Here is a 25,238-nt window from a genome sequence, read left to right as displayed (position 1 = left end):
TGATCCGCACACAGCGCCTCCAGCCCGGAGGCCGCCCATGAAGACACTGCTGCAGAAGCTGGGCAGCCCCTGGCGCAAGGCCCTGGGCCAGGGCGGCGTGCTGGCCTTTCGGGCCACGTCCGAGGGCTTCAGCTGGGTCGAGCTGGCGCCCGGCAAGACCTGGCCCCGCGAGGTCCTGAGCGTGGGCGAGCTCGCCCGGGGCGACGAAGACACACCGCAGTGGCTGAACAAGCTCGGCAGCCTGGGCCTGAGTGGCAGCCAGGTCATCGCCCTGCTGGAGCTGGACGACTACGCCGTCTACAAGCTCCCCGCCCCCAATGTGCCGCCCGACGAGCTCAAGGCCGCAGCGCGCTGGCAGCTCAAGGAGCTGGTCGAGGGCAAACTGGAGCAGCTGACCATCGACGTGCTGCAGGCCGGCGACGACTCCCGCAGCCAGAAGGAGATGCTGGTCTTCGCGGCCCGCAATGCGGCCATCGAGCGCGTCTGCCAGGCCGGGGCGGCGAGTGCGAAGGAGACGCGGGTCGTCGATGTCTGGGAGACCGCCCAGCGCAATCTGCAGACGGCGCAGGCGGCCATGGACGGCCTGGCCGACAAGGCCACCGCCGCCCTCATGCTGCTGCCCGGCCAGTGCCTGCTGACCATCTGCGCCGGTGAGGAGCTCTACTACACCCGGCGTCTCGACGCCGACGACCGCCTCTTCGAGCGCGCCACCAGCACGGCCAAGGAGGCCGTCCGGGAGGAGGTGCCCCTGGGCTTCGAGTACATGCCCGGTGACGAGCTCAGCTTCGGCAGCATGGAGTCCGAGGAATCCAGCCTCATCATCGAGCTGCAGCGCTCCATCGACGTCTGGGAGCGGTCCTGGCCCGGCAGGCCGCTGAGCCGGCTCTATGTGCTCAGCGCCGACCATGCGGAAGCGGTGGCCCGGCTGCTGCAGAAGGAGCTGGGGCTGCGCACCCTGGCCCTGCTGCCGCAGCAGCTCTTCACCGGCGACGCCCTGGCCCAGGGTCAGGTCTTGCCCGCCGCCTGCCTGCCCCTGCTGGGTGCCGCCCTGCGCGACGAAACGGCCCGCCCCTAGATCGCCATGGCACAACAGATCAACCTCCTCACCCCCATCCTGCTCAAGCCGCGGCGGCATTTCACCGCGACGGCGATGGCGCAGGGCCTGGGCCTCGTGCTGGTCGGCAGCCTGCTGCTGGCCGGCTGGATCCATGGGCGCGCCGAGCAGCGGCGCGCCGAATTCCTGGTACGGCAGCAGGCCCTGCAGGCCGAGCAGCAGGCCCTGAGCCGCAGCCTGGCCGGCCTGCCGGCGACCACCGACCTCAAGGCCCTGGAATCCCAGATCAAGGTGCTGAAGGAGCAGCAGGAGGGGCAGGCTGAACTGCTGCAGTCGCTGCGAAGCGGGCACCAGAGGGCCGGTGAACGGCACAGCGACCTGCTGGCCCTCGTTGCCAGCACCGTGCCTGCCTCGGTCTGGCTGCAGGGCCTGCGCTGGCAATCCGGCCAGCTGGAGCTCAGCGGTGGCACGCTGGACCCCGCCGCCCTGCGCGCCTGGCTGACCCAGCTGCAGGGGCAGGCGCTGCTGCACCGGGTCGTGATGGCCGAGCTCAGGCTGGAGATGGTCTCGGCTGCCCAGGCCGGCAATGGCGGCGCCACGGCCATCGCCGGCCGCCTGCAGCTGCCACCCGGCGCAGGCGGCGCCGGTCAGCCCATCTGGGCCTTCCAGCTTCGCGGGGCCGACCCGGGCGTGAAGGTGGCGGCCAGCACCGGAGCCCAGCCATGAACGCGCCCCCCTTCCTCCAGGACGCCCTGAAGCGCTGGAGCCGCACCGCGGCCCGCATCGATGCCTTGAGCCTGCGCGAGCGGGTCTTCCTCTTCCTGTGCCTGGCCGTGGTGCTGGTGCTGGCCGTGGACACCCTCGTGCTGGACCCCATGATGCGCGAGCAGCGCGAACAGCAGGGGCTGCTGCAGCGCCAGGGGCAGGACCTGCAGCGCCTGCGCGACCAGATCAACCAGCTCAATGCGCTGAGCCAGGGCGACTCCGAGCTGGCACGCCGGCGCCGTGAGCTGAACCAGCTGAACGACAGCCTGCAGGCCCAGTCCCAGCAGCTGGACCAGCTGCGCCAGGGCAGCGGCACCCTGCCCCAGCTCCCCCAGCTGCTCACCAGCCTGCTGCAGAAGCAGGAACGCCTGCAGCTCACCCGCCTGGACAGCGGCGCCCGGCCCGCCGCCGAGATGGCCGGCCGCCTCGTCGCGCCGCAGGGCCTGCAGTGGCAGGCCGTGGACCTGGAGATGCGGGGCGACTACCTCGAGCTCATGCGCTATCTGGCCCGGCTCGAGCAGGCCCTGCCCGAGCTGCGCTGGGGCCCCTTGCAGATCCAGGGCGACGCGCTGGAGGGGGCGCACCGCATGAGCGTGCAGATGTATGTGCTGAGGCCGCAGTCATGACCCCACGTCTTTCACCGGATCTGCGACAGCCGCTGCGTCTCGGCGCCCTGCTGGCATTGGGACTGGCACTGGCACTGAGCCAGACCGGCCCGGCGGGAGCCCAGGCCCCGCTGCGCGACCCCATGCAGCCTCCCGCCGTGCTGCGCGCGCCGGCCGCATCCGGCGCAGGCCCGCTGGCCGTGCTGGCCCTGCCCGAGAACGCCCAGGTGCTGATCACCGAGGGCAAGGCCTTTGCGCTGATCGGCAGCCGCCGTTACGCGCAGGGCGAACGCATCGGCAGCGGCCCCGAGGCCCTGCTCGTTGAGCGCGTCAACGAGCATGGGGTCTGGCTGCGCAGCCGCGAGGGGCTGCATGCCCTGCCCATGGTCAGCGGTGTCAGCAGGAAGCCCAGCCCAGAATCCGGTTCGCCCGACAAGTCTCAAGAGAAAAGGGATCGCCCATGAAACGCCCCGCCCAGTCCGCCCTCCGGCCCGCCCCGCGCCCGGGTCCGCAGCGCCTTGGCCATGCCGCCCTGCTGCTGGGCCTGGGCCTGCTGAGTGCCTGCGCCGAGAAGCCCCTGCAGCTGGCCCAGCCGGTGGCCGCCCTGCGCGCCGAGCTGGACGCCGCCCGTGCACGGGCCGCGCAGGCCGAGGCCCAGTCTGCCGCGGCCAGCGCGCCGGCCCCGGCGACGGCTGCACCGGCCGCCGTGCCGGCGGAGCCGCGCTTCGATCTCGTCGTCAACGGCGCCCAGGCCCGTGACGTCTACCTGTCCCTGGTGGCCGACACCCGCTACAGCATGATCGTCCACCCCGGCGTCAGCGGCCAGCTGTCCCTGACGCTCAAGGGCATCACCCTGCGCGAGGCCCTGGAGTCGCTGCGCGATGTCTACGGCTACGACTTCCGCATCGAGGGCCGCCGGGTCACGGTCTACCCGGCCACGATGCAGACCCGCGTCTTCAGCCTCAACTACCTGCCCGGCCAGCGCGTGGGCCGCAGCGACCTGCGGGTCAGTGCCGGCGCGGCCATGGTCGCCAGCCAGACGGGCAACACCTCGAGCAACGGTACCGGCACCGGCTCGACGGGCGCCAGCCAGGCGCAGCAGCAGCCCGAGAGCAGCCACGTGAGCACGGCCACCAAGTCCGACTTCTGGGCCGAGACCCAGGAGGCCCTGCGCCATCTCGTCGGGACCGGTGAGGGCCGCAGCGTGATCGTCAGCCCGCAGGCCAGCACCGTGGCCGTGCGGGCCATGCCGGAGGAGCTGCGCACCGTCGAGGCCTTTCTGCGCGCCACGCGGGCGGCCGTGGAGCGCCAGGTCATGCTGGAGGCCAAGATCGTCGAGGTCGAGCTGCGCGAGGGCTACCAGAGCGGCATCGACTGGTCCATCCTCGGCAAGCGCGGCGCCCTGGGCCAGACCAGCGTCAACCCCTCCATCCCGAGCGGCGTCAACACCATCGTCAACCCGCTGGTCAGCAACCTGAACAACCTGCCGGTGCTGTCCACGGCGAACCAGAGCCCGGCCTGGTCCGACCTCATCCCCCTGCCCTCCGCCGGCAATGGCACCCTGGGGCTGGCACTGAGCAAGGGCGGCTTCCAGGGCCTGATCAGCTTCCTGGAAAGCCACGGTGACACGCAGATCCTGTCCAGCCCCCGCGTGGCCACGCTCAACAACCAGAAGGCCGTGCTCAAGGTCGGGTCGGACGACTACTTCGTCACCGGCATCTCCGGCGGCAATGCCAACACCGGCACCGGCAACACCACCAACAACGGCGGCGTGGTCATGCCCACGCTGACGCTGACGCCCTTCTTCTCCGGCATCGCCCTGGACGTCACCCCCCAGATCGACGACGGCGACATGATCACCCTGCACGTGCACCCCTCCGTCACCAGCGTGACCGAGCGGACCAAGCAGGTGGACCTGGGCGCGGCCGGCAACTACCGCCTGCCGCTGGCCTCCAGCACCGTCAACGAGACCGACACCGTGGTGCGCGTGCCCGATGGCGCCATCGTCGCCATCGGCGGCCTGATGCAGCAGGAGAGCAGCCGGCGCGGCTCGGGCCTGCCCGGCGCGGACGCGACCCCGCTCACCGCCACGCTCTTCGGCAACCGCGCCAACAGCGGCCGCAAGCGCGAGCTGGTGGTGCTGATCAAGTCCAGCATCATCCGCAGCGTCCAGGACTGGGAGCAGGAAACCGCCCGCAGCGCCCAACTGTTGGAAGAAGCGGACGCCAAGAGCCGTCGCGTCATCCGCGTCGGCACGCCCTGAGCCAGCGGCCCCTGCCGATCGCCCAGCGCACAGGCGTGCGCGCGGGCTGTCCCTGCTTGGGGGGCCATGCGCCCCCCTGCTCACCAGAGTTTCCCGCTTGTCAGGTGGCAGGGCTTCCGTGATAGTCGGCCCGTGATGAAAGTCAGGGGGAACGACTTGTCCACAGCCTTTGTGTCCCAGACCCAGGCCGGTGCTGCAACAGCCAGCGCCTCCATGCTGGTCGCGCAGCAGCTGCACCAGCAGACCATCCAGCATTCCCATGAGCGCAGCCAGGCCTTTGGCCTGCAGCCGGCACAGGCCCCGGACCTGCACCGGCTGAGCGAGACCGCGCTGCAGGAGGCGCAGCATCGCAACGCGCGCCTGTGCACCCAGGCGCTGCCCGTCATGGAGATGCTTTACGAGCAGCTGGCCCATGCCCAGAGCATGGTCGTGCTCAGCGATGCCAGCGGCACGGTGCTGCATGCCCTGGGCGACCCCAGCTTCCTGGCCCGCGCCCAGCGCGTGGCTCTGAGCCCCGGCGCCCGTTGGGCCGAGGCGGACAAGGGCACCAATGCCATCGGCACCGCCCTGATGACCGAGGCCCCCACGCTGGTCCACGGCGCTGAGCACTACCTGCGCTCCATGCACTTCCTGACCTGCTCGGCCGCCCCCATCTTCGACCACAAGGGCGCGCTGCTGGGCGTGCTGGACGTCTCGGGCGACCGCCGCTCCTACCACCCGCACACCCTGGCCCTGGCCAGCCTGGCGGCGCGGCTGATCGAGTCCCAGTGGTTCGCCGACCGCTTCCGCCAGTCCCCGCAGCTGCAGATGCACGGCCAGGCCGAGGGCCTGGGCACGTTGCAGGAAGGCGTGCTCGCCCTTGCCGAGGACGGCCATGTGCTGGGCATCAACCGCCGCGGCCTGGACCTGCTGGGCAGTGGCACGGCCACCCTGCACCGGGAGTCGGTGCAGAGTCTGTTCGGCCTCAGCATGGAGCAGCTGATCACCGCAGCACAGCACGACCAGCCCCTGCCGGTGCAGATCCCCACCCGCCACGAGCAGCAGCCGCAAACCCTGCAGCTGAAGCTGCGCTGGCCCGCGCAGCGCCTGGTCAGCTGGGCCGGCGCCGGAGCCGGGCTGGCCACCGGCGTGGCCACGGGCATGGGCGAGGGCCTGGCCGGTGGCGCCCTGCCGGGCAGCTACCTGAACAGGCCCGCACCGGTCGCGGCCAGCGGCCTGCTGAGCCCCACGCCCCCGCGCAACAGCGGCATGGGCCTGCAACCGCCGCCCCTGCGAGAGACCGAGGCGCTGGCCATCCGCGACGCCATCCGGGCGGCGGGCGGCAACCTCTCGCTGGCCGCACGCCAGCTGGGCATCGGCCGCAGCACCCTCTACCGCAAGCTGCGGCAGGACGGTCTGCTGGTGCCCAAGGGCTGAGCGCCCACCGCGGTGCGCGGGCAGGCAAGACCTGACCCTGCGGGCGCAGCGCCCCCAGGTGTCTTTCAGACGTAAGTACGGCTTCAGTCCAGCGACAGCCCCGCGCTGCTTCAGCGCTGGGGCAGCCGGCCGGCAAGCGCCTGCGCCATGCGTTCGGCGGCACCCCGGTGCTCGGCCGCAAAGTCACGTGCCCGCGCCGCCTGCTGCGCCAGGGCACCCGGCTCGGCCAGCAGGCCGGTCGCCATCGTCACCGCCTCGGCCAGGCTCGGTACCCGGCGTGCCGCCCCGGCCTGTTCGGCCAGCGCCGCGGCCTCGCTGAAATTGAAGGTGTGCGGGCCCATCAGCAGCGGGCAGCCGCAGGCCGCCGCCTCGATCAGGTTCTGGCCGCCCAGGGGCTCGAAGCTGCCGCCCAGCAGGGCCAGATCGGCCAGGCCGTAGTAGAGCGGCATCTCGCGCAGGGTGTCACCCAGCCAGACCTCGGCTGACCAGGCCTCGGGCGGGGGCAGGTCTTGCCCCACCCAGCTGCTGCGCCGCGCCAGGCTGAAGCCGGCGTCGCGCACCAGCGTGGCCACCTCATCGAAACGCTGCGGATGCCGGGGCACGATCAAGAGCAGCGGACGCGCACCACCGGCCTCGGGGCGTTGCCGCCAGGCGCTCAGCAGTGCCGCCTCCTCGCCCTCGCGGCTGACGGCCATCAGCAGCACCGGGCGGCGCGGCTGGGGCTGCGCGGCGGCCCAGGCCTGTCCGCGCGCCAGCAGCGCCTCGTCAGGCTGGAGGTCGTACTTCAGATTGCCGCAGACCTGCACCTCGCCGACCCCCGCCTCGCGCAAGCGCCGGGCGTCATCGGCGGTCTGCGCCAGGGCCAGGGCCAGGCGCGCGGCGGCCGGATGCAGCAGGGCCCGCAGGCGCTGACCCTGGCGGGCACTCTTGGCGGACAGGCGCGCATTGGCCAGCACCACCGGCAGGCGGCGGCGCTCAGCCTCGGCCATCAGGCTGGGCCAGATCTCGGTTTCCATCAGCACCCCGGCGATGGGCTGATGGCGGTCCAGAAAGCGGCGCACGGCACCGGGGGTGTCCAGGGGCAGCCAGCGCTGGGCATCACCCTCGCGCAGCAGTTCGCGCCCGGTCTCGCGGCCGGTGGCCGTCGAATGGGTCAGGAGCAGGCGCAGGTCCGGCCGCCTGGCGCGCAGGGCGGCGATGAGGGGCGCGGCAGCCCGAGTCTCGCCCATGGACACCGCATGCAGCCACAGCGCGCCCGGCGCCGTGCGCTCACCGCAGCCGAGCCGCTCGGCCCAGTGCGCGCGGTACAGAGGCTCGGCCCCGCCCCGCCGCCACAGCTTCAGGAAGTACAGCGGCGTGGCCAGGCGCAAGGCCGTCGCATAGCCCCAGCGCGCCAGGCGCTCGGCCCAGGCACCGGGTGGGCGTACGGAAGAAGGCGGCGTGCCCAAGCCTTCAGTGGCCGGCCGCGAAGGTGGCGTCCGGCTTCACGCGCTTGAGCTGGGCCAGCACCGCATGCTCGATGCGCTCCAGGGCCTCGGGCGTGTGGCCCTCGAAGCGCAGCACCAGCACCGGCGTGGTGTTGGAGGCGCGGATGAGGCCGAAGCCGTCTTCGTACTCGATGCGCAGGCCGTCGATGGTGACGATCTCCTTGGCATCGGGGAACTCGGCCACCTCCTTGAGCGTGGCGACCACGCTGTGGTGCTCGCCCTCGGCGCAGGGCACGTTCAGCTCGGGCGTGGCGAAGCTGGTGGGCAAGGCGTTCAGCACGGCGCTCGGGTCTTCGCTGCGGGACAGGATCTCCAGCATGCGGCCGGCCGTGTACATGGCGTCGTCAAAGCCGTACCAGCGCTCGTTGAAGAAGATGTGGCCCGAGAGCTCCCCGGCCATGGGCGCACCGGTCTCCTTCAGCTTGGCCTTGGCCAGGGAATGGCCCGTCATCCACATCAGCGGCTTGCCGCCGTGCTCGCGGATCCAGGGGGCCAGGCGTTGCGTGCACTTGACGTCGAAGATGATCTCGGCGCCGGGATTGCGCTTGAGGATGTCGGCGGCCAGCAGCATGATCTGGCGGTCCGGCATGATCATCTGGCCGTCCTTGGTGACGATGCCCAGACGGTCACCGTCACCGTCGAAGGCCAGGCCCAGCTCGGCGTCACAGGCGTGGACGATGCGCTTGAGGTCCTCGAGGTTCTCGGGGCGCGAGGGATCCGGGTGGTGGTTGGGGAAGTCGCCGTCGACCTTGGAGTAGATGTCGATCACCTCGCAGCCCAGGGCGCGCAGGATGGCGGGCGCGCTGGCACCGGGAATGCCATTGCCGCTGTCCACCACGATCTTCATCGGGCGGGCCAGCTTGCAGTCCTTGACGATGCGGTGGCTGTACTCGGCGCCGATGTCCATGGCGCCCACGCGACCCTGGCCCGTGGCGTAGTCCTCGGCCTCGATGCGGCGGCGGATGTCCTGGATCTGCTCGCCATACACGGCGGCGCCCTTGAGCACCATCTTGAAGCCGTTGTAGTCCTTGGGATTGTGGCTGCCCGTGACCTGGATGCCCGAGTTGCAGCCGTGCTTGCCGCGCGTGGCGGCCACGTAGTAGAGCATGGGCGTGGTCACGGCGCCGATGTCCACGACGTCGATGCCCGTGGACTGCAGGCCGCGGACCAGGGCCGCCACGAGGCCGGGACCCGAGAGCCGGCCATCGCGGCCCACGGCCACGGCCTTCTCGCCCAGCTTCAGGGCTTCGGTGCCGAAGGCCCGGCCCAGGTGCTCGGCCAGGGTCTCGTCCAGGGTCTGGCCCACGACGCCACGGATGTCATAAGCCTTGAAGATGGAAGCGTGAACTTGCATGCGTTGTGCCTCGGCAGCCGGGGGCTGCATCGTCCTTGTAGGTTTGTTTCAGCGCGATTGTAGGCACGCCTGAAACCGGGCTCCGTGACCGTGATGTAACCCGGGCGCGCGGCCTGCAGCACGCCCTCGTCGATTCGCGCCGGTGCCGGCCGGCCCGTCGCAATCTGCGCCGGGGAACGGGGTGCCGCTGCCTACACTGACCGCATGAACGCTTCCCCCGTCTCTCCCTGGCATGCCGCCTTCACCGACAGCTGGCGCCTGCGCAAGCGGCATCCGTATCCCTGGTGGATGGCGATCGTGGCCTGCGTGGTGTCCGGCATGGGCGTGGGCGCGGGCTTCGTGCTGCTGGCGGCCCTGCTGTCCGGCAACGTCCTGGACACCCGCTGGTGGCTGCCCAGTCTGGAGCTGTCCGTGGAGCTGGGCGGCCTGATCGCGCTGATGTGTCTGGGCAGCTTCCGCGTGCTGGAGGCCTGGCTGCCGGAGGACCGGCTGAAGCGGCTCAACGAGGGGCTGGACCGCGCGAGCCTGCTGGTCTTCGTGGGCCTGCCCACCCTGTGCAGCGGCCTGGGCCTCTGGCTGGTGCAGGGGCTGCTGCGGTGGCGAATCACCGGAGTCTGGGAGCCCTTCAAGCCGCCGCACCGCAGCAGCCTGATCACCTTCCTCGTCTGCGGCGCGCTGTTCGCCGGCTTCAGCCTCTGGCGCATGCGCACCCAGCTGGGTGCCCGGCAGGTGCGGAGCCAGCTGACCGAGGCCCAGCTGCGGATGCTGCAGGCACAGATCGAGCCCCATTTCCTGTTCAACACCCTCGCCAACATCCAGGGCCTCATCGACTACGAACCGGCTCAGGCCAAGCGCATGCTCGACGCCTTCACCGACTACCTGCGCGCCAGCCTGCAGCAGATGCGCGCCCAGGAAGTCAGCCTGGGTCAGGAGCTGGACCTCGTGCGCAACTACCTGACGGTGATGCAATGCCGCATGGGCGGGCGCCTGCAGACGCGCATGGAAGTGCCCGCGGCGCTGCTGGAGGCCCGCCTCCCGCCCCTGCTGCTGCAGCCGCTGGTCGAGAATGCACTGCATCACGGGCTGGAGCCGCGGCTTGAAGGCGGACTGCTGCAGCTGCGGGCCCGGGCCCTCGCCCATGGCCTGCAGATCGACGTCGAGGACAGCGGCATCGGCCTGGCCCGCAGCCGCGAACGCCCGCGGCGCGGACAGGGCATGGCACTGCAGAACATTCGCGAACGACTCCTGGCGGTCTACGGCCCGGCCGCCACGCTGGAACTGGCCGATGCCCCAGGGGGCGTCGGCACCCTCGTCCGCCTGACCCTTCCCCAGCAGCGCTCCCATGCCTCCGACACCCATGACTGAGCATCCCGCCCCCGCAGCCACGGCCCTGCTGGCCGACGACGAGCCCCACCTCAACCGCGTGCTGCAGGACCGCCTGCGTGAGCTCTGGCCGGCCCTGCGCATCGTGGCCGTGGCAGCCAACGGCGCCGAGGCCGCCGAGCAGATCGCCCGCCTGCAGCCCGACATCGCCTTCCTGGACATTCAGATGCCCGGCCTCAGCGGCCTGGAGGTGGCTCAGGGCATCGAAGGGCTCACCCGCGTCGTCTTCGTCACCGCCTACGACCAGCATGCGCTGGAGGCCTTCGAGCAGGAGGCCGTGGACTACGTGCTCAAGCCGGTCCGCGCGGAGCGATTGCAGAAGACGGTCGAGCGACTGCAGCGCGCGCTCACCCCGGAAGCCCCCGAGCCCGCGGCGGCGCGCGACGACCAGCTGCACCGGTTGCTGCGCCAGCTCCTGCCCGGCGCCGCCGCCCTCGGCGGCAAGCCGCTGCTGCGCCACCTGCGCGCGAACCAGGGCCAGCTGACCCACCAGATCCCGGTGGAGGACATCCTCTACTGCCAGGCGGACGACAAGTACACCGTCGTGCGCACCGCGGCGTCCGAGTTCCTGATCCGCACGCCCATCAGCGAGCTGCTGACCCAGCTGGACCCGCAGCGCTTCTGGCAGGTGCACCGCGCCACTCTGGTCAATGTCGACCACCTGCAGTGCACGCGGCGCGACGGCAACGGCAAGCTCTTCCTGCGCCTGCAGGGCCTGGACGGCGAACTGGCGGTGAGCCGCGCCTACGTGCATCTCTTCAAGGCCATGTGAGCAAGGCACCGGCCGCTTGCCATCCGGCGCCTGCGCTTGCCGTTCGTCGCAGGGCCGGCGCTTGAGGGACACTCGCGGCCTACGCTGCTCCCGTGTCTCCTTCATCGCCCCGACATGAGCACCCCGCCCCGCTTCGCCGACGAACTCCAGCTGGCCTTCAGGCGCTACTTCCGCCTGGCCAAGGTCCGCAAGGAGTCCCTGCTGGCACGCCTGCTGATCACCAGCGGCTTCGCACTGGCCTTTCCCACGGGGCTACTGGCCGTTACCCTGGTCTTCGGCGCGCGGCCGCTGAATCTCGCCAGCGTGCTCGCCAGCTATGCCTGCGGCTTCCTGATCGCCTTCATGATCCACGGCGGCTACCGCCTCAGCGAGCGGCTGCTGCCCCAGTCCGCCCTGGACCGCCTCAATGCCGGCGGCTGGCGCGCCGGGCTCTTCTTCAGCCTGATGCCCATGCTGTGCATCGCTTCGGGCCTGCTGCTCTTCGGCCAGCTGCTGGGCTGGTGGATGCAGGCCCGTGTGGAAACGCCCTTCGACAGCCCCCAGGGCCTGAGCCGCTTCCTCTTCCTCTCCCTCGTGTTTGCCCTGGTCGGCTGGTACCTGGATCACCAGCACCGCCGCCGCCAGGCCCTGCAGCTGCTGGCCACGGAGGCCCAGCTGCTGCGCCTGCAGGCCCAGATCGAGCCGCACTTCCTCTTCAACAGCCTGGCGGCCGTGCAGAGCCTGATCAAGCCGGCCCCGGACCGGGCGCTGGAAATGCTGGAGCACTTCACCGACTACCTGCGCGCCAGCCTCTCGGCCCTGCGCGAGGACAACTGCCCGCTGGCCGCCGAGCTGCAGCTGGCCCGCAGCTACCTGGGCCTGATGCAGATCCGCATGGGCGAGCGCCTGCGCTTTGACATCGAGGCCACGCCCCAGGCCGAGGCCCTGCGCCTGCCGCCCCTGCTGCTGCAGCCCCTGGTCGAGAACGCCATCGTCCATGGCCTGGAAGGCAAGGACGAGGGCGGCAAGGTGCACGTGCGGGCCTGGGTGCAGGACCGCCATCTCCTGCTGGAGGTGCGGGACGACGGCCTGGGTTCGCAGTCCCGCCCGCGCCGCGCCCGCCCGGGCCATGGCCTGGCGCTGAAAAACATCCGCGAGCGCATCGCCACCCGCTATGGCGAGCGTGCCGAGCTGCAACTGACCCTGGACGAGCAAGGCTGCCAGGCCCTGCTGCGTCTGCCCCTGGACCTACTCGAACCCAAGCCATGAGCCTGCGCGCCCTGATCGCCGACGATGAAATCCACCTGGCCGAGCACCTGAAGTCCGAGCTCGCGCAGCTGTGGCCCGAGCTGGAGATCGTGGCCCTGGCCCGCAGCGGCCGGGAAGCCGCCGCCCAGATCGAGGCCCTGCAGCCCGACATCGCCTTCCTGGACATCCAGATGCCCGGCCTCACCGGGCTGGAGGTGGCCGAGGGCATCGAAGGCCCGACCCGCGTGGTCTTCGTGACCGCCTTCGACGAGTTCGCCTGCCAGGCCTTCGAGCAGGCGGCCCTGGACTACGTGCTCAAGCCGGTCAAGACGGACCGCCTGCTGAAGACCGTGCAGCGCCTGCAGGCCGGCCTGGCGGCGCCCACGCCCGCCGACAACGGCGATGGTGGCGATGGCGGCGCCCTGGCCCAGGCCCTGGGCCGTCTCCAGGGCACGGCCGCGCCGGCGCCGCTGCTGCGCTACGTCCGCGCCAGCCAGGGCGAGCTGATGCACCAGATCCCCATCGCCGAGGTCATCTACTTCCATGCCGATGACAAGTACACCTGCGTGCGCACGGCCGAGGGCGAGTACCTGATCCGCACCCCCATCGCCGAACTGGCCCAGCAACTGGACCCGCAGGATTTCTGCCGGGTGCACCGCGCCACCCTGGTCAACCTGGCCCACCTGGCCGGCACCCGGCGAGACGAGCTGAGCCGGCTCTTCCTGCGCTTTCGCGGGCTGAGCCAGGAGCTGCCGGTGAGCCGGGCCTACGTCCACCTCTTCAAGGCGATGTGAGCGGCGCTTCAGGGCGGCGTTTCAGGGCGGCGCTTCAGGTCGGCGCGGCCAGCGTTCACAGGTCCGATTTCGTCCAGCCCCGGAGCGGTGGGCCGCCTAAGATGGGCCCATGTCCAGCCTTGCCCCCAGCCCCCAGCTCAGCCCCGAGCACTGCTACCCCGCCCTGCTGGCGCGCGACGCCCGCTTTGACGGGCTCTGGTTCGTGGGCGTGAGCTCCACCGGCATCTACTGCCGGCCGGTGTGCCGGGTGAAGACGCCGCGGCGCGAGAACTGCCACTTCTTCGCCAACGCGGCCCAGGCCGAGGCCGCCGGCTACCGCCCCTGCCTGCGCTGCCGCCCCGAGACCGCGCCGGCCCAGGACCTGCGCTGGAGCGTGACCGACGCCAGCCGCACCCTGGCCCGGCAGGCCGCGCAGCTGATCGAGGCCGATCCGCGCCAGAACGTCAGCGCCCTGGCCGAGCGGCTGGGCATCAGCAGCCGCCACCTCCAGCGCATCTTCGAGGCCGAGCACGGCGTCTCGCCCCTGGCTTTCCTGCACACACGGCGCCTGCTGCTGGCCAAGCAGCTGCTGATGGACAGCCCCCTGGCCATGGCCGAGGTGGCCGAGGCCGCGGGCTTCGGCAGCCTGCGGCGCTTCAACGCCCTCTTCCTCCAGCACTACCGCCTGCAGCCGGGCAGCCTGCGCAAGGCGGGCGAGCCGCCGCCATCCGTCACCGCCTGCGGGGAGCCGGGCCTGCGCCTGGCCTACCGCCCGCCCCTGGCTGTCGACGCCCTGCTGGCCTTTCTCGAGGCCCGGGCCGTGCCCGGCGTGGAGCAGGTGGACCGCCGCCAGCTGCTGCTCAGCCGCAGCCTGCGCATGCAGCACCAGGGCCACTGGGCCGTGGGCCGATTGGTGGTCCGATTCCAGCCCGAGCGCAGCACGGTGCTGCTGTCGCCCTGCTCCACGCTGTGGGGGGCGGCGGGCAGCCTGATCCCGCTCGTGCGCCGCTGGCTGGACCTGGACGCCGCCCCCGAGGCCATCCACCAGCAGCTCACGGGCCTGCCCGCGCTGGAGCCCGGCCTGCGCCTGCCCGGCTGCCTGGACCGTTTCGAGCTGGCCGTGCGCGCCGTGCTGGGCCAGCAGGTGACGGTGGCGGCGGCCCGCACCCTGGCCTCGCGCTTCGTCGAGCGCTTCGGCGAGCTGCTGCCCGAAGGCCACCGCACGCCCGAGGTGCAGCGGCTCTTTCCCCGCCCCGAGGCCATCGCCGAATTGCCGGTGGAGGCCATCGCCGAGCTGGGCATCATCCGCACCCGGGCCCAGGCTCTGATCACCCTGGCCCGGCAGTGGCCGACGCTGGCCTATGCGAGCCAGCAGGGCACGCAGGAGCAAGCGCTGGCCGAGCTGCAGGCCCTGCCCGGCATCGGGCCCTGGACCGCGCAGTACATGCTGATGCGCGGCTGGAGCGCGCCGGACCTCTTCCCGCCCGGCGACGTCGTGCTGAAGCAGCAGCTCACCGAGCCCGGCCAGCCCGCGCCCACCCCCAAGGCCCTGGCCCAGCGCGCCCAGGCCTTCAGCCCCTACCGTTCCTACGCCGTGCTGCAGCTGTGGCACCACGCGGCCCGATCCACGCGAAGCAAGACCTGACACCATGCAAGACCACGCCCGGCTCGATGTGGCCGAACTGACGCTGCTGGCGGCCATCTGGGGCGCCTCCTTCCTCTTCCTGCGCCTGGGCGCCCCCTCGTTCGGGCCCCTGGCCCTGGCCTTTGTCCGTGTGGCGGGCGCGGGTCTGTTCCTGCTGCCGCTGCTGGCCTGTCAGGGGGGCCGCGAAGGCCTGCACGAGCTGCGCCGCGACTGGCGCCCGCTGATGCTGGTGGCCCTGCTCAACAGCGCCCTGCCCTTCGCCTTCTTCAGCTATGCGGCCCTGTCCATCACGGCGGGCCTGTCCAGCATCCTCAACGCCACCACGCCCATCTGGGGCGCCCTGGTGGCCTCGATCTGGCTGGGCCAGCGCCTGGACCTGGGCCGGCGCCTGGGCCTGCTGGTGGGCTTCGGCGGCGTGGTCTTCCTGGCCTGGGAGCAGGCCAGCTTCAAGCCCGGCGGCAGCGGCTGGGCCATCCTGGCCTGCCTGGGCGCAACCTGCTGCTACGGCCTGGCCGCCAGCGCCACCAAGAAGTACCTCAGCCACACCCGCCCCCTGGCCGTGGCCACCGGCAGCCAGGCCTTCGCTGCCCTGCTGCTGGCCCTGCCGGCGGCGGTGCAATGGCCGGCGCAGATGCCGGGGCAGACCGCCTGGCTGAGCGCCATCGCCCTGGCCCTGCTGTGCTCCGGCCTGGCCTACATCCTCTATTTCCGGCTGATGAAGCGGGCGGGGCCCAGCTACGCGCTGTCCGTCACCTTCCTGATCCCGGTCTTTGCGGTGCTGTGGGGCGCGGTCTTCCTGGGCGAGTCCTTCACCCTGCACATGGCGGCGGGCTGCGGCATCGTGCTGCTGGGCACGGCCCTGGCCATCGGCGTGCTCAGGCTGCCGCAGCGGCAGGCGGCCTGAGCCGCTTCGGCACCCTGCGGCTGGACGGCTCGGCCAGCCACAGGGACCAGCACTCGCCATCCTCGCGTCCGGTAGATGGGCCATCAGGTCGGCCTGCGCGCTGTCCCTGGCCGTCCTGATCCCCGACTGCGCGTTGCGCTGGTGCCTGGCCGTCCTGGCGAGCCCTTCAAGCCGCACAGGGCCGCCGGCTGCGCCATCGTGCCGCCCGGGACGGCGCTGGGCACCGGCATCCGGGCCCCTTGCGCCGCGGGAGAGCCCGAAGCCCGCAGGCCCCTGCGGGCCAGGAATGCTTCTGGCGAGGCGCGCCGGGCGCATGCAGCGTGCCCAAGCGTGCATTCCGAACGGAAGTGCCCCCCCGGGGCCGCGCCAGGCCATGCAAAACTTCCAGCATCGTCTGGCTGGCCTGAAAGGTGCCCGAGATGCAAGTCGAACAGCTGACGCTCCGGCCCCGCGCCGGTGCCCCGACCGCCGACGCGCTGGCTCCCCTGCGCGCCATCCGGCCCGGCCTGCTGCTGGTCTTCGGCTCCGCCGCGTGGCTGCAGCGCGTGGCAGCGCCCCTGGCGGACGCCTTTCCCAACGCCCTGCGCATGGGCTGCACCACGGCGGGCGAGATCTCGGCCGACGGCGTCACCGACGACAGCTGCGTCATCACCGCTGTGCGCTTCGACCGGTGCCGGCTGGCGCAGGTCTCCACGCGCCTGACCGGCATGGCGGACTCCACCGAGGCCGGTCGCCGCCTGGCCCGACAGCTGCCCGCCGAGGGGCTGCGCGCCGTCATCGTGCTGGGCCAGGGCGTGGCCATCAACGGCAGCGCGCTGATCGTGGGGATGGCCGAGGTGCTGGGCCAGCAGGTGCCCATCACCGGCGGCCTGGCGGGGGATGCCGCCGCCTTCGCCGAGACCTGGGTGCTGAACCAGTCCGGCGTGCACCGCGACGAGCTGGTGTGCCTCGGCCTCTACGGCGAGGCCCTGCAGTTCTCGCACGGCTCCTTCGGCGGCTGGTCCCCCTTCGGACCGGCTCGCAAGGTGACGCGCTGCGAGCACAACGTGCTGTACGAGCTCGATGGCGAGCCGGCACTCGACGTCTACAAGCGCTACCTCGGCGAGCATGCCCGGGACCTGCCGGCCTCGGGCCTGCTGTTCCCCTTCGCGATGCTGGGCAGCGATCACACCGAGATCGGCCTGATCCGCACCATCCTCGGCGTGGACGAGGCCAGCGGCAGCCTCACGCTGGCCGGCGAGATCGATCCGGAGGGCTATCTGCGCCTGATGCATGCCGGCACCGATGCCCTGGTCGAGGGCGCCGAGGCCGCGGCGCAGGCGGCGCGCAGCATGCACGCGGGCGATGGCCAGGGCCTGGCGCTGCTGGTCAGCTGCGTGGGCCGCAAGCTGGTGATGGGCGGGCGCGTGGACGAGGAGATCGAGGCCGTGGCCGAGGTCTTCGGTCAGGGAGCCTGCATCGCCGGCTTCTACTCCAACGGCGAGATCAGCCCGTTCACCGGCAATCGGGAATGCAGGCTGCACAACCAGACCATGACCATCACCCACATCGCCGAAGCCTGAACGCCGCATGACGACTGCCCCGCCGCGCCGCCTGCACAAGCTGCTGGCCCGCCAGACCCGCCGCCTGCTGGGCTGCGAGGAAGACCAGCTGCCCCAGGTGCTGGACGAGCTCGCCACGCTCGCGGCGCAGGGCAGCCTCTCGCCCGCGGCCGCGCGCCTGCTGGGCGGGCTGGATACTTTTCTGCAGCGCGTTGGCGAGGCCTACGAGCACAGCGACCGCGACATCGACCTCAAGACCCGCAGCCTGGAACTGAGCTCGGTCGAGCTGACGGCCACCAACGAGCGGCTGCGCACCGAGCTGGCGAGCCGCACCCGCGCCATCGACTCCCTGCGTGACACCGCCCAGGAGCTGATGCAGTCCATCGACGCCGGCCTGCCGCCGCTGCGGGATGACAACCTCGAATCGCTGTCACGCCTGATGGGCGAGCTCGTGCGGGGGCGCGAGGAGAGCCAGCGGCGCCTGCAGTCGGCCCTCACCGAGCTGGCCCACCAGAAGTTCGCGCTTGACCAGCACGGCATCGTGAGCATCACCACGCTGGCGGGCGAGATCGTCTACGTGAACGACAAGTTCACCGAGATCAGCGGCTACTCCCGCGAGGAGCTGCTGGGCACCAATCACCGCCTCATCAACTCCGGCCACCACCCGGCGGAGTTCTTCGAGAATCTGTGGTCGACGATCCGGGCCGGCCGCGTCTGGCACGGCGAGATCTGCAACCGCGCCAAGAGCGGCAGGCTGTACTGGGTGCAGGCGACCATCGTGCCGCTGCTGGATACCCAGGGCCAGCCTGAACGCTTCATCGCCATCCGCACCGAGATCACCGAGCGAAAGCTGATGGAGGCCGCGCTGAAGGCCGCGGAGTCCCGGCTGCGCCACGTCACGAATGCCGTGCCCGGTGTGCTCTACCAGTGCCAGATGCCCGCCGAAGGCGGGGCGCCGCGCTACACCTTCGTCAGCGAGCGCCTCAAGGAACTGCGCGGCCTCGAGCCGGCCGAGTTGCTGGCGGACGGCAACGCGTCCGCCCGCCAGCTCTTCCCGGAGGACCTGGAACGCTGCGCGGCCAGCACGGCCCGTTCCGTCCAGCAGCGCACGCCCTGGAGCGACGACTTCCGCATCCGCCTGCCGGATGGCACAGTGCGCTGGCTGCGCGGCGAGAGCCGCCCAGAGCCGGAGCTGACGCCGGACGGGCAGCTCGTCTTCACCGGGCTGTGGCAGGACGTCACGCCGCTGAAGGAGGCGCACGCCCGGCTGCGTGACATCACCGAGAGCATCCCGGTGGCCGTGTTCCAGATTCTTCGGCCGGCCGAGGGCGCCTCGCACATCGTGTTCTGCAGCGCCGCCCTGCAGCGCATCTGCGGCCTGAGCCCCGACATGGCTGTGGCCGACCCCGACGCCATGATGGCCCGCGTGCACCCCGAGGATCGCCTGCGCATGGTGCAGTCCTTCGAGCAGTCGGCTCGCGATCTGCAGGCCTGGTCCTTGGACTACCGCCTGGTGCACCGGGACACCGGCGCCATCGTGTGGGTCCACGGCGAGGCCCGCACGCAGCGGACCCCCGAGGGCGGCATCGAGTGGAACGGCTACCTCGCCGACATCACCGAGGCCCGCGCCGTGTCCGAGGAGCTGCGCCGCGCCAAGGACGGGGCCGAGGCGGCCAACCGCGCCAAGTCCGACTTCCTGGCCAATATGAGCCACGAGATCCGCACGCCCATGAACGGGATCATCGGCATGACCGAGCTGGCCCTGGACGGCGTGCTGGATGCCCAGCAGCGCGAGTACCTCACCATCGTGCGCTCCTCGGCCGACGCGCTGCTGCGGGTGATCAACGACATCCTGGATTTCTCCAAGATCGAGGCTGGCAAGCTGCAGATCGAGCACATCCCCTTCGCGCTGGAGCCGCTGGTGCAGGAGGTCCTGAAGCCGCTGTCCGTGCGTGCGGCGGACAAGGGCCTCGCGCTGCGCTGCGCGATGGCGCCAGGCCTGCCCACGCGCGTGCTCGGAGACCCGGGCCGGCTGCGCCAGGTGCTGATCAACCTGCTGGGCAATGCCATCAAGTTCACCGAGCGGGGCCTTGTGGAGCTGAGCCTGCACCCCGGCCGTGCCGGCGAGGTGACGTTCACCATTGCCGACACCGGCATCGGCATCCCGGCCGAGAAGCTCGGCACCATCTTCGAGCCCTTCTCGCAGGAAGACAGCTCCATCACGCGGCGCTATGGCGGCACCGGGCTGGGGCTGACGATCTCGGCACGGCTCGTGGACGCCATGCAGGGCCGCATCTGGGTGGAGAGCACCCCCGGCGAAGGCAGCCGCTTCCACCTCGCCCTGCCGCTGTTGGCCGCAGGCCTGGACGAGCAGGCGCCCATGGGCATGGGCTCCGGCGACGGCCCCGATGCGGAGCCCGCACTGGCCGGCGCCTCGCTGCGCGTGCTGCTGGTGGAGGATCATCCCGTGAACCAGCGGCTGGCAAAGCAGCTGCTGGAGCGCTGGGGGCATCAGGTGACGCTGGCCGACAACGGCGAGCGGGCTCTGGCCCGGCTCGCGGACGAGCGTTTCGACCTCATCCTGATGGACATGATGATGCCTGTGCTCGACGGCCTGGAGGCCACGCGCCGCTACCGGGCCACCGAGCAGGGACCGCGCACACCCATCGTTGCCATGACGGCCAAGGCCATGCAGGGGGACCGCGACCGCTGCCTGGCCGCCGGCATGGACGACTACCTCTCCAAGCCGCTGGACCTGCGGGAGTTCAAGCGCCTGGTCGACCGCTATGCCAGCGCCTGCCCGTGTACGTCCGGTAGCAAGCCACCCGAGCCGCCCGATCCGGCGTTTGACCTTGCCGCCGGCCTCGCCGCCGTCGACCAGGACATCGTCGGCATCATCGCGCCCATCTTCCAGGAGCAGTGGCCCGTCGACGAGCAGCGCCTGCGCCAGGCCCTGGCGGACGGCGATCTCGACACCCTCATGCACACCTCTCACGCCCTCAAGTCCACCCTGCGCATGTTCGGCGCCACGCCGCTGGCCGACCTGGCCGCCGCGATTGAAGAGCAGACCGAGGCCGGCGACAGCACTGGCGTCGCCGATCGCCTGGAAGCGCTCATGGCCGGCATTCCCGCGCTGATGCGCCTGCTGCCGGCAGGAGAGGCCCCATGAGCCGCCAGCGCCAGGTACTGATCGTCGACGATGCGCCGGTGAACCTCGCGCTGTTCGAGGCGCTGGTGAAGCGGCTGGGCGGCTGCGAGGTGTGCAGCTTCGGCGACGCCGTGCAGGCCCTGTCCTGGCTGGACGGGCAGGACGTGGACCTCATCATCGTGGACTACATGATGCCCCTGCTCAACGGGCTGGACTTCATCCAGGCGGTGCGGGCCAAGCCCGGCCTGGAGACCGTGCCCATCCTGATGGTCACGGCGAATGACCAGAAGGAGGTGCGCTATCGGGCCCTGCGCGCGGGAGCGTCCGACTTCCTCACCAAGCCCGTGGACCGCACCGAGTTCGAGGCCCGCGCGAGCAACCTGCTCGCGCTGGGTGATGCCCGCCGGCAGCTCGCCGACCGCGCCACCTGGCTGGCCGAGGAAGTGCGCAAGGCCACGGCGCAGGCCGTGCAGCGCGAGCACGAAACGGTGATCCGGCTCTCGCGAGCGGCGGAATACCGCGACCCCGAGACCGGGGCCCACATCCTGCGCATGGCGCACTACTCGCATCTCATCGCCCGCGCCCTGGGCCTGAGCCAGGCGCACCAGGAGCTGATTCTGGTGGCCGCACCGCTGCATGACATCGGCAAGGTCGGCGTGGCCGACGCCATCCTGCTCAAACAGGGGCGCCTCACGCCGGACGAGTTCGAGTTGATGAAGCAGCACACTGTCTATGGCTACGAGATCCTGCGGGACAGCACCTCGGAGATCCTGCAGGCCGGGGCCATCATCGCGCTGGGCCACCACGAGAAGTTCGATGGCAGCGGCTACCCGAACCGGCTGCGGGGCGAGGACATTCCCATCTTCAGCCGCATCGTCGCGGTGGCGGACGTCTTCGATGCGCTGACCTCGGCCCGGCCCTACAAGCCGGCCTGGACGCTCGAGGACGCATCGAAATGGATCCGCAACCAGTCAGGCTCGCACTTCGATCCGGCGTGCGTGGCGGTCTTCTTCGAGCACTGGGAGGAAGTGCAGGGCATCCGCAAGCGCTTCGGCGACGGCGAGGACGACTGGCCGTCGATGATCTCGGACTTCGCCTGAGCGGGAGGCCCCGCGGCGGCGCATACCGCCATGGGGCCAGCACTGCCGGGCTCAGCCGGACTTCAGCAGCGCCTGCAGCGCCGCCTCATCCAGCACGGTGACGCCCAGCTCGCGGGCCTTGTCCAGCTTGGAGCCGGCTTCCTCGCCCGCGACGACGTAGTGCGTCTTCTTCGAGACCGAGCCGCTGACCTTGCCACCCGCCGCCTCGATAAGCGCCTTGGCCGCGTCGCGTGAGAGTGTCGGCAGGGTGCCCGTCAGCACGAAGGTGAGCCCGGCCACGCCGGTCTGCCCCTCGGGCTGGGCGGGCGCGCTCTCCCAGACATTGCCCAGCGCGTTCAGCTCCGCGACCGTCGCGGCCCACAGCGGCTGCACCAGGAGCTCGCCGAAGGCCAGGCGGGCCGATTCGAGCGTGGCATCGGCCAGCGAGGCCTGCACCAGGGCCTGCGGCGTGCCGCAGGCCTCGGCCAGGCGCTCGATGCTGCCCCCGCCGATGCCCTTGAGCCGCCGGCCGCCCTCCTCTCCATCCACCGCCTTCACCAGGGCCAGCAGCTGCTTCAACGGCACGCGCACCGACGGCGACAGCTGTGAAGGCTGGACCTGCGCCTCAGGGCCCGTCATGGCCGTCACCACCTCGCGGTTGTGCGGCTCGGCATTGAAGGCGGCGATGGACTCGGCCACCTCCTTGCCGATGTCAGGGATCAGACGTGGCGTATGACGGCCGGTGGCCAGGAAGGCCTGCCAGCTGCCGTAGAACTTGGCGATGGCCGCCGCGGTGCTCTCGCCCACGTGGCGGATGCCCAGCGCGAAGAGAAAGCGGCCCAGGGCCGGCGTGCGCGCGGCCTGCAGGGCGGCCAGCAGGTTGTCGGCGCTGAGCGCCTGCAGGCTGCTGCCGCCGGCCAGGCGCAGGCCGATCAGCTGCTCGCGCTGGAGCCGGAAGAGATCGGCCGGCGTCTTGACCAGGCCGCCGTCCACCAGCGCGGAGACGATCTCGTCGCCGAAGCCCTCGATGTCCATCGCGCGGCGGCTGGCGAAGTGCAGCAGGGCCTGCTTGCGCTGGGCCGGGCAGAACAGGCCGGCGGTGCAGCGCCAGTCGGCCTCGCCCTCCTCGCGGGCGATGCCGCTGCCGCAGACGGGGCAGTGGCCGCCCAGGCGCTGGTAGAGGTCGAAGGGCGCGCTGGCGTCCGCGGGGCGGCGCTCCAGCACCACGCCCACCACCTCGGGAATCACGTCCCCGGCGCGGCGCACGATGACGGTGTCTCCCACCCGCACGTCCTTGCGCCGGGCCTCGTCCTCGTTGTGCAGCGTGGCATTGCTGACCGTGGTGCCGCCCACGAAGACGGGCTCCAGCTTGGCCACGGGGGTGAGCTTGCCGGTGCGGCCGACCTGGATGTCGATGTCCAGCAGGCGCGTCATCTGCTCCTGGGCCGGGTACTTGTGGGCCACGGCCCAGCGCGGCTCGCGAGTCACGAAGCCCAGGCGCTGCTGCAGGGCCAGGCTGTTGACCTTGTAGACGATGCCATCGATGTCAAAGGGCAGCGCGTCACGGCGCTCGCCCATCTCGCGGTGGAAGGCGACCAGGCCGGCCGCGCCCTGCACCACGGCGCGGTCCTTGCAGACGGGCAGGCCGAAGGCCGCCAGGGCGTCCAGCAGGCCGCTGTGCGTGGCGGGCAGGGTCCAGCCGCGCACCTCGCCCAGCCCGTAGGCGAAGAAGCTCAGGGGGCGCTGCGCGGCGATGGCGGGATCCAGCTGGCGCACCGCACCGGCCGCCGCATTGCGCGGGTTGACGAAGGTCTTCTCGCCCTTGGCGCGCTGCTTCTCGTTGAGCTGGTCAAAGTCGTCGCGGCGCATGTAGACCTCGCCGCGCACCTCCAGCACCTCCGGCGCCTGGCCTTTCAGCTTCAGCGGGATCTGGCCGATGGTGCGGATGTTCTGGGTGACGTCCTCACCGGTCTGCCCGTCCCCGCGGGTGGCGGCCTGCACCAGCACGCCCTGCTCGTAGCGCAGATTCATGGCCAGGCCGTCGAACTTGAGCTCGGCGGCGTACTCCACCGGCGCATCGCCCGCGCCCAGGCCCAGCTCGCGGCGCACGCGGGCGTCGAAGTTCTCGGCGCCGCTGGCCTCGGTGTCGGTCTCGGTGCGGATGGAGAGCATGGGCACCGCATGCTGCACCGGGATGAAGTTGTCGAGCACGCGGCCGATCACGCGCTGCGTGGGCGAGTCCGGCGTCAGCAGCTCCGGGTGCGCGGCCTCCAGGGCCTGCAGGGCCTGGAAGAGGCGGTCGTATTCGGCGTCCGGCAGCTCGGGCGCGTCCAGCACATAGTAGAGATGGGCGTGGTGGTTCAGCTGCTCGCGCAGGCGGGCGGCGCGCTCGACGGGCGTGGCCTCGTCTTCAGGGGGGGCGGCGAAAAGATCGTTCTGGCTCATGGGCAGCGATTGTGCCCAAGGCCGGGCGCCTCAGCCGAGGCTCCCCCCTGCGGAGGGGCTTTCGTCGCGCGCGATCATGACCTGGTCGACCCGGTGGCTGTCGACGTCCATCACCTCGAAACGCCAGCCCTCCCACAGCACATGGTCGGTGCGCTTCGGGATGCGGCGCAGCATCACCATCAGGAAGCCCGCCAGGGTGTCGTACTGGCCGGCATGCGGCCAGGCCTCCAGGCCCAGGGCGCGCTGCACATCGGGGATGGGCGTGATGCCGTCGGCGAGGAAGGAGCCGTCCTCGCGGCGCACGATCTGCTCTTCGTCGTGTGGGCTCACGAGGCTGCCCATCACGGTGCTCATCACGTCATTGAGCGTGATCACGCCGACCACGAGGCTGTACTCGTTCACGATGACGGCAAAGTCCTCGTGTGCCTGGCGGAACTGGGCCAGCACCTCGGACAGCGTGATGCGGTCCGGCACGATCAGCACCTTCTTGATCAGGCCGCTGCTGCCGCGCAGCTCGATGCGCTCGCCGCGCAGCACGCGCTGGAAGAGGTCGGTGGCGTCCACATAGCCCACCACCTGGTCAATCTCGCCGTCGCAGACGAGGTAGGTGGAGTGCGGTTCCTCGGCGATGCGGTTGCGCACCAGGGCGTCGTCGTCGTCCAGGCTGAAGAAGACCACGCGCTCGCGGGTAGTCATGCTGCTTTCCACCGTGCGGGTGTCCAGCTCGAAGACGTTCTCGATGACCTGGTGCTCGGCATCGGCCACCACGCCGGCCTCGTTGCCGGCCTCGGCCAGGGCCAGGATGTCGAGATGGGTGATGCTGTTGTCCCGCGTGGCCGGCCGGCCCATCAGCCGGATCAGGCCTTCGGTGAGGCTGCTGAAGGCCCAGGCCAGGGGCTTGAGCAGGCTCACGAGCGCCAGCATGGGCCCGACCAGCACCAGGGCCACGCGCTCGGGCTCGTTCATGGACAGGCGCTTGGGCACAAGGTCCGCCAGCACGATGAACAGCGCAGTGATCACCGCGAAGGAGGCCGCAAAGCCCAGGGTCTGCGCCTGCTCGGGCGCCATCACGAGGGACAGGGCCTGTGCGAAATGTGGCGTGAAGGCGCCCTCGCCCACGATGCCGCCCAGGATGGCGACGGTGTTGACGCCCATCTGGATCACGGTGAAGTAGTGGCCCGGCTGCTCCTGAACCTGCAGCACGCGCTCGGCGCGCTCATCCCCTTCCTCGGCCAGCTGGCGCAGCTTCAGGCGGCGCGAGGCCGCCAGGGACAGCTCGGCCATCGAGAAGAAGGCGCTGGCGGCGATCAGCAGGGCGATGAGCAGGAGGCTGGTGCTCAAGGGCGGGCGTCAGGAGTGGCGGGCCCCCAGTGTAGT

General features: G+C 71.2%; 19 protein-coding genes. 15 read left to right on the top strand and 4 right to left on the bottom strand.

Annotated features, from left to right (window positions below):
* The first annotated feature begins 37 nt into the window (after nt 1-37).
* The 6 genes from O9Y01_RS17170 to O9Y01_RS17145 all read left to right on the top strand — a co-directional run bounded on the left by O9Y01_RS17170 (nt 38) and on the right by O9Y01_RS17145 (nt 6,103).
* Nucleotides 38-1,075 (top strand): hypothetical protein, encoded by a 1,038-nt coding sequence (locus O9Y01_RS17170; RefSeq protein ID WP_269632818.1) that lies wholly within the window; start codon nt 38-40, stop codon nt 1,073-1,075.
* 6 nt (nt 1,076-1,081) lie between these two features.
* Complete coding sequence (locus tag O9Y01_RS17165) at nt 1,082-1,780, top strand: PilN domain-containing protein (protein ID WP_269632817.1); 699 nt, start codon at nt 1,082-1,084, stop codon at nt 1,778-1,780.
* Complete coding sequence (gene gspM / locus O9Y01_RS17160) at nt 1,777-2,445, top strand: type II secretion system protein GspM (RefSeq protein WP_269632816.1); 669 nt, start codon at nt 1,777-1,779, stop codon at nt 2,443-2,445. The genes O9Y01_RS17165 and gspM overlap by 4 nt, the downstream gene beginning before the upstream one ends.
* Entirely contained in the window at nt 2,442-2,888 is a 447-nt protein-coding gene (locus O9Y01_RS17155) for a hypothetical protein (RefSeq protein ID WP_269632815.1), read from the top strand. The genes gspM and O9Y01_RS17155 overlap by 4 nt, the downstream gene beginning before the upstream one ends.
* Nucleotides 2,885-4,687 (top strand): pilus (MSHA type) biogenesis protein MshL, encoded by a 1,803-nt coding sequence (locus O9Y01_RS17150; protein WP_269632814.1) that lies wholly within the window; start codon nt 2,885-2,887, stop codon nt 4,685-4,687. The genes O9Y01_RS17155 and O9Y01_RS17150 overlap by 4 nt, the downstream gene beginning before the upstream one ends.
* 156 nt (nt 4,688-4,843) lie before the next feature.
* A complete protein-coding gene (locus O9Y01_RS17145) occupies nt 4,844-6,103 on the top strand; it encodes a sigma-54-dependent Fis family transcriptional regulator (protein WP_269632813.1) in 1,260 nt (419 codons plus the stop codon).
* Between the two features lie 110 nt (nt 6,104-6,213).
* On the opposite strand, the gene O9Y01_RS17140 is transcribed toward O9Y01_RS17145, so the two are convergent.
* Both O9Y01_RS17140 and O9Y01_RS17135 read right to left on the bottom strand, forming a co-directional pair.
* A complete protein-coding gene (locus tag O9Y01_RS17140; RefSeq protein WP_269632812.1) occupies nt 6,214-7,551 on the bottom strand; it encodes a 3-deoxy-D-manno-octulosonic acid transferase in 1,338 nt (445 codons plus the stop codon).
* A gap of 4 nt (nt 7,552-7,555) precedes the next feature.
* The gene (locus O9Y01_RS17135; RefSeq protein WP_269632811.1) at nt 7,556-8,944 is read right to left on the bottom strand and encodes a phosphomannomutase/phosphoglucomutase; all 1,389 of its coding nucleotides are present in this window, start codon (nt 8,942-8,944) and stop codon (nt 7,556-7,558) included.
* Nucleotides 8,945-9,148: 204 nt separating this feature from the next.
* Here O9Y01_RS17135 and O9Y01_RS17130 point away from each other — a divergent pair, with 204 nt between their 5' ends.
* The 9 genes from O9Y01_RS17130 to O9Y01_RS17090 all read left to right on the top strand — a co-directional run bounded on the left by O9Y01_RS17130 (nt 9,149) and on the right by O9Y01_RS17090 (nt 21,437).
* Nucleotides 9,149-10,309 (top strand): sensor histidine kinase, encoded by a 1,161-nt coding sequence (locus tag O9Y01_RS17130; protein ID WP_269632809.1) that lies wholly within the window; start codon nt 9,149-9,151, stop codon nt 10,307-10,309.
* Entirely contained in the window at nt 10,287-11,099 is an 813-nt protein-coding gene (locus tag O9Y01_RS17125; RefSeq protein ID WP_269632808.1) for a LytR/AlgR family response regulator transcription factor, read from the top strand. Before O9Y01_RS17130 ends, O9Y01_RS17125 begins: the two co-directional genes overlap by 23 nt.
* A 114-nt stretch (nt 11,100-11,213) precedes the next feature.
* Entirely contained in the window at nt 11,214-12,347 is a 1,134-nt protein-coding gene (locus O9Y01_RS17120; protein ID WP_269632807.1) for a sensor histidine kinase, read from the top strand.
* Nucleotides 12,344-13,120 (top strand): LytR/AlgR family response regulator transcription factor, encoded by a 777-nt coding sequence (locus tag O9Y01_RS17115; protein WP_269632806.1) that lies wholly within the window; start codon nt 12,344-12,346, stop codon nt 13,118-13,120. Before O9Y01_RS17120 ends, O9Y01_RS17115 begins: the two co-directional genes overlap by 4 nt.
* 109 nt (nt 13,121-13,229) lie before the next feature.
* The gene (locus O9Y01_RS17110; protein ID WP_269632805.1) at nt 13,230-14,744 is read left to right on the top strand and encodes an Ada metal-binding domain-containing protein; all 1,515 of its coding nucleotides are present in this window, start codon (nt 13,230-13,232) and stop codon (nt 14,742-14,744) included.
* A 4-nt stretch (nt 14,745-14,748) separates the two neighbouring features.
* The gene (locus O9Y01_RS17105) at nt 14,749-15,648 is read left to right on the top strand and encodes a DMT family transporter (RefSeq protein ID WP_269632804.1); all 900 of its coding nucleotides are present in this window, start codon (nt 14,749-14,751) and stop codon (nt 15,646-15,648) included.
* Nucleotides 15,649-16,067: 419 nt separating this feature from the next.
* Nucleotides 16,068-17,210, top strand: coding sequence for an FIST signal transduction protein (locus tag O9Y01_RS17100; protein ID WP_269632803.1), 1,143 nt, complete (start codon nt 16,068-16,070; stop codon nt 17,208-17,210).
* A gap of 7 nt (nt 17,211-17,217) precedes the next feature.
* Nucleotides 17,218-20,358, top strand: coding sequence for a PAS domain-containing protein (locus O9Y01_RS17095; RefSeq protein ID WP_269632802.1), 3,141 nt, complete (start codon nt 17,218-17,220; stop codon nt 20,356-20,358).
* Nucleotides 20,355-21,437: an HD domain-containing phosphohydrolase gene (locus O9Y01_RS17090; RefSeq protein WP_269632801.1), complete on the top strand. Its 1,083-nt coding sequence runs from the start codon at nt 20,355-20,357 to the stop codon at nt 21,435-21,437. Before O9Y01_RS17095 ends, O9Y01_RS17090 begins: the two co-directional genes overlap by 4 nt.
* A gap of 51 nt (nt 21,438-21,488) precedes the next feature.
* Here the strand turns inward: O9Y01_RS17090 and ligA are convergent, their stop codons facing one another.
* Nucleotides 21,489-23,861 carry an NAD-dependent DNA ligase LigA gene (ligA, locus tag O9Y01_RS17085; protein WP_269632800.1) on the bottom strand — a complete coding sequence of 791 codons (2,373 nt, stop codon included), beginning with the start codon at nt 23,859-23,861 and terminating at the stop codon, nt 21,489-21,491.
* Nucleotides 23,862-23,891: 30 nt separating this feature from the next.
* Nucleotides 23,892-25,202 carry a hemolysin family protein gene (locus tag O9Y01_RS17080; RefSeq protein ID WP_269632799.1) on the bottom strand — a complete coding sequence of 437 codons (1,311 nt, stop codon included), beginning with the start codon at nt 25,200-25,202 and terminating at the stop codon, nt 23,892-23,894.
* Nucleotides 25,203-25,238 lie beyond the last annotated feature (36 nt).

The sequence above is a fragment of the Pelomonas sp. BJYL3 genome (genome assembly GCF_027257975.1).
Classification (GTDB): domain Bacteria; phylum Pseudomonadota; class Gammaproteobacteria; order Burkholderiales; family Burkholderiaceae_C; genus Roseateles_B; species Roseateles_B flavus.
The sequence above is the reverse complement of the archived record's forward strand: the minus strand, read 5'-3'. Positions and strand labels throughout refer to the sequence as shown.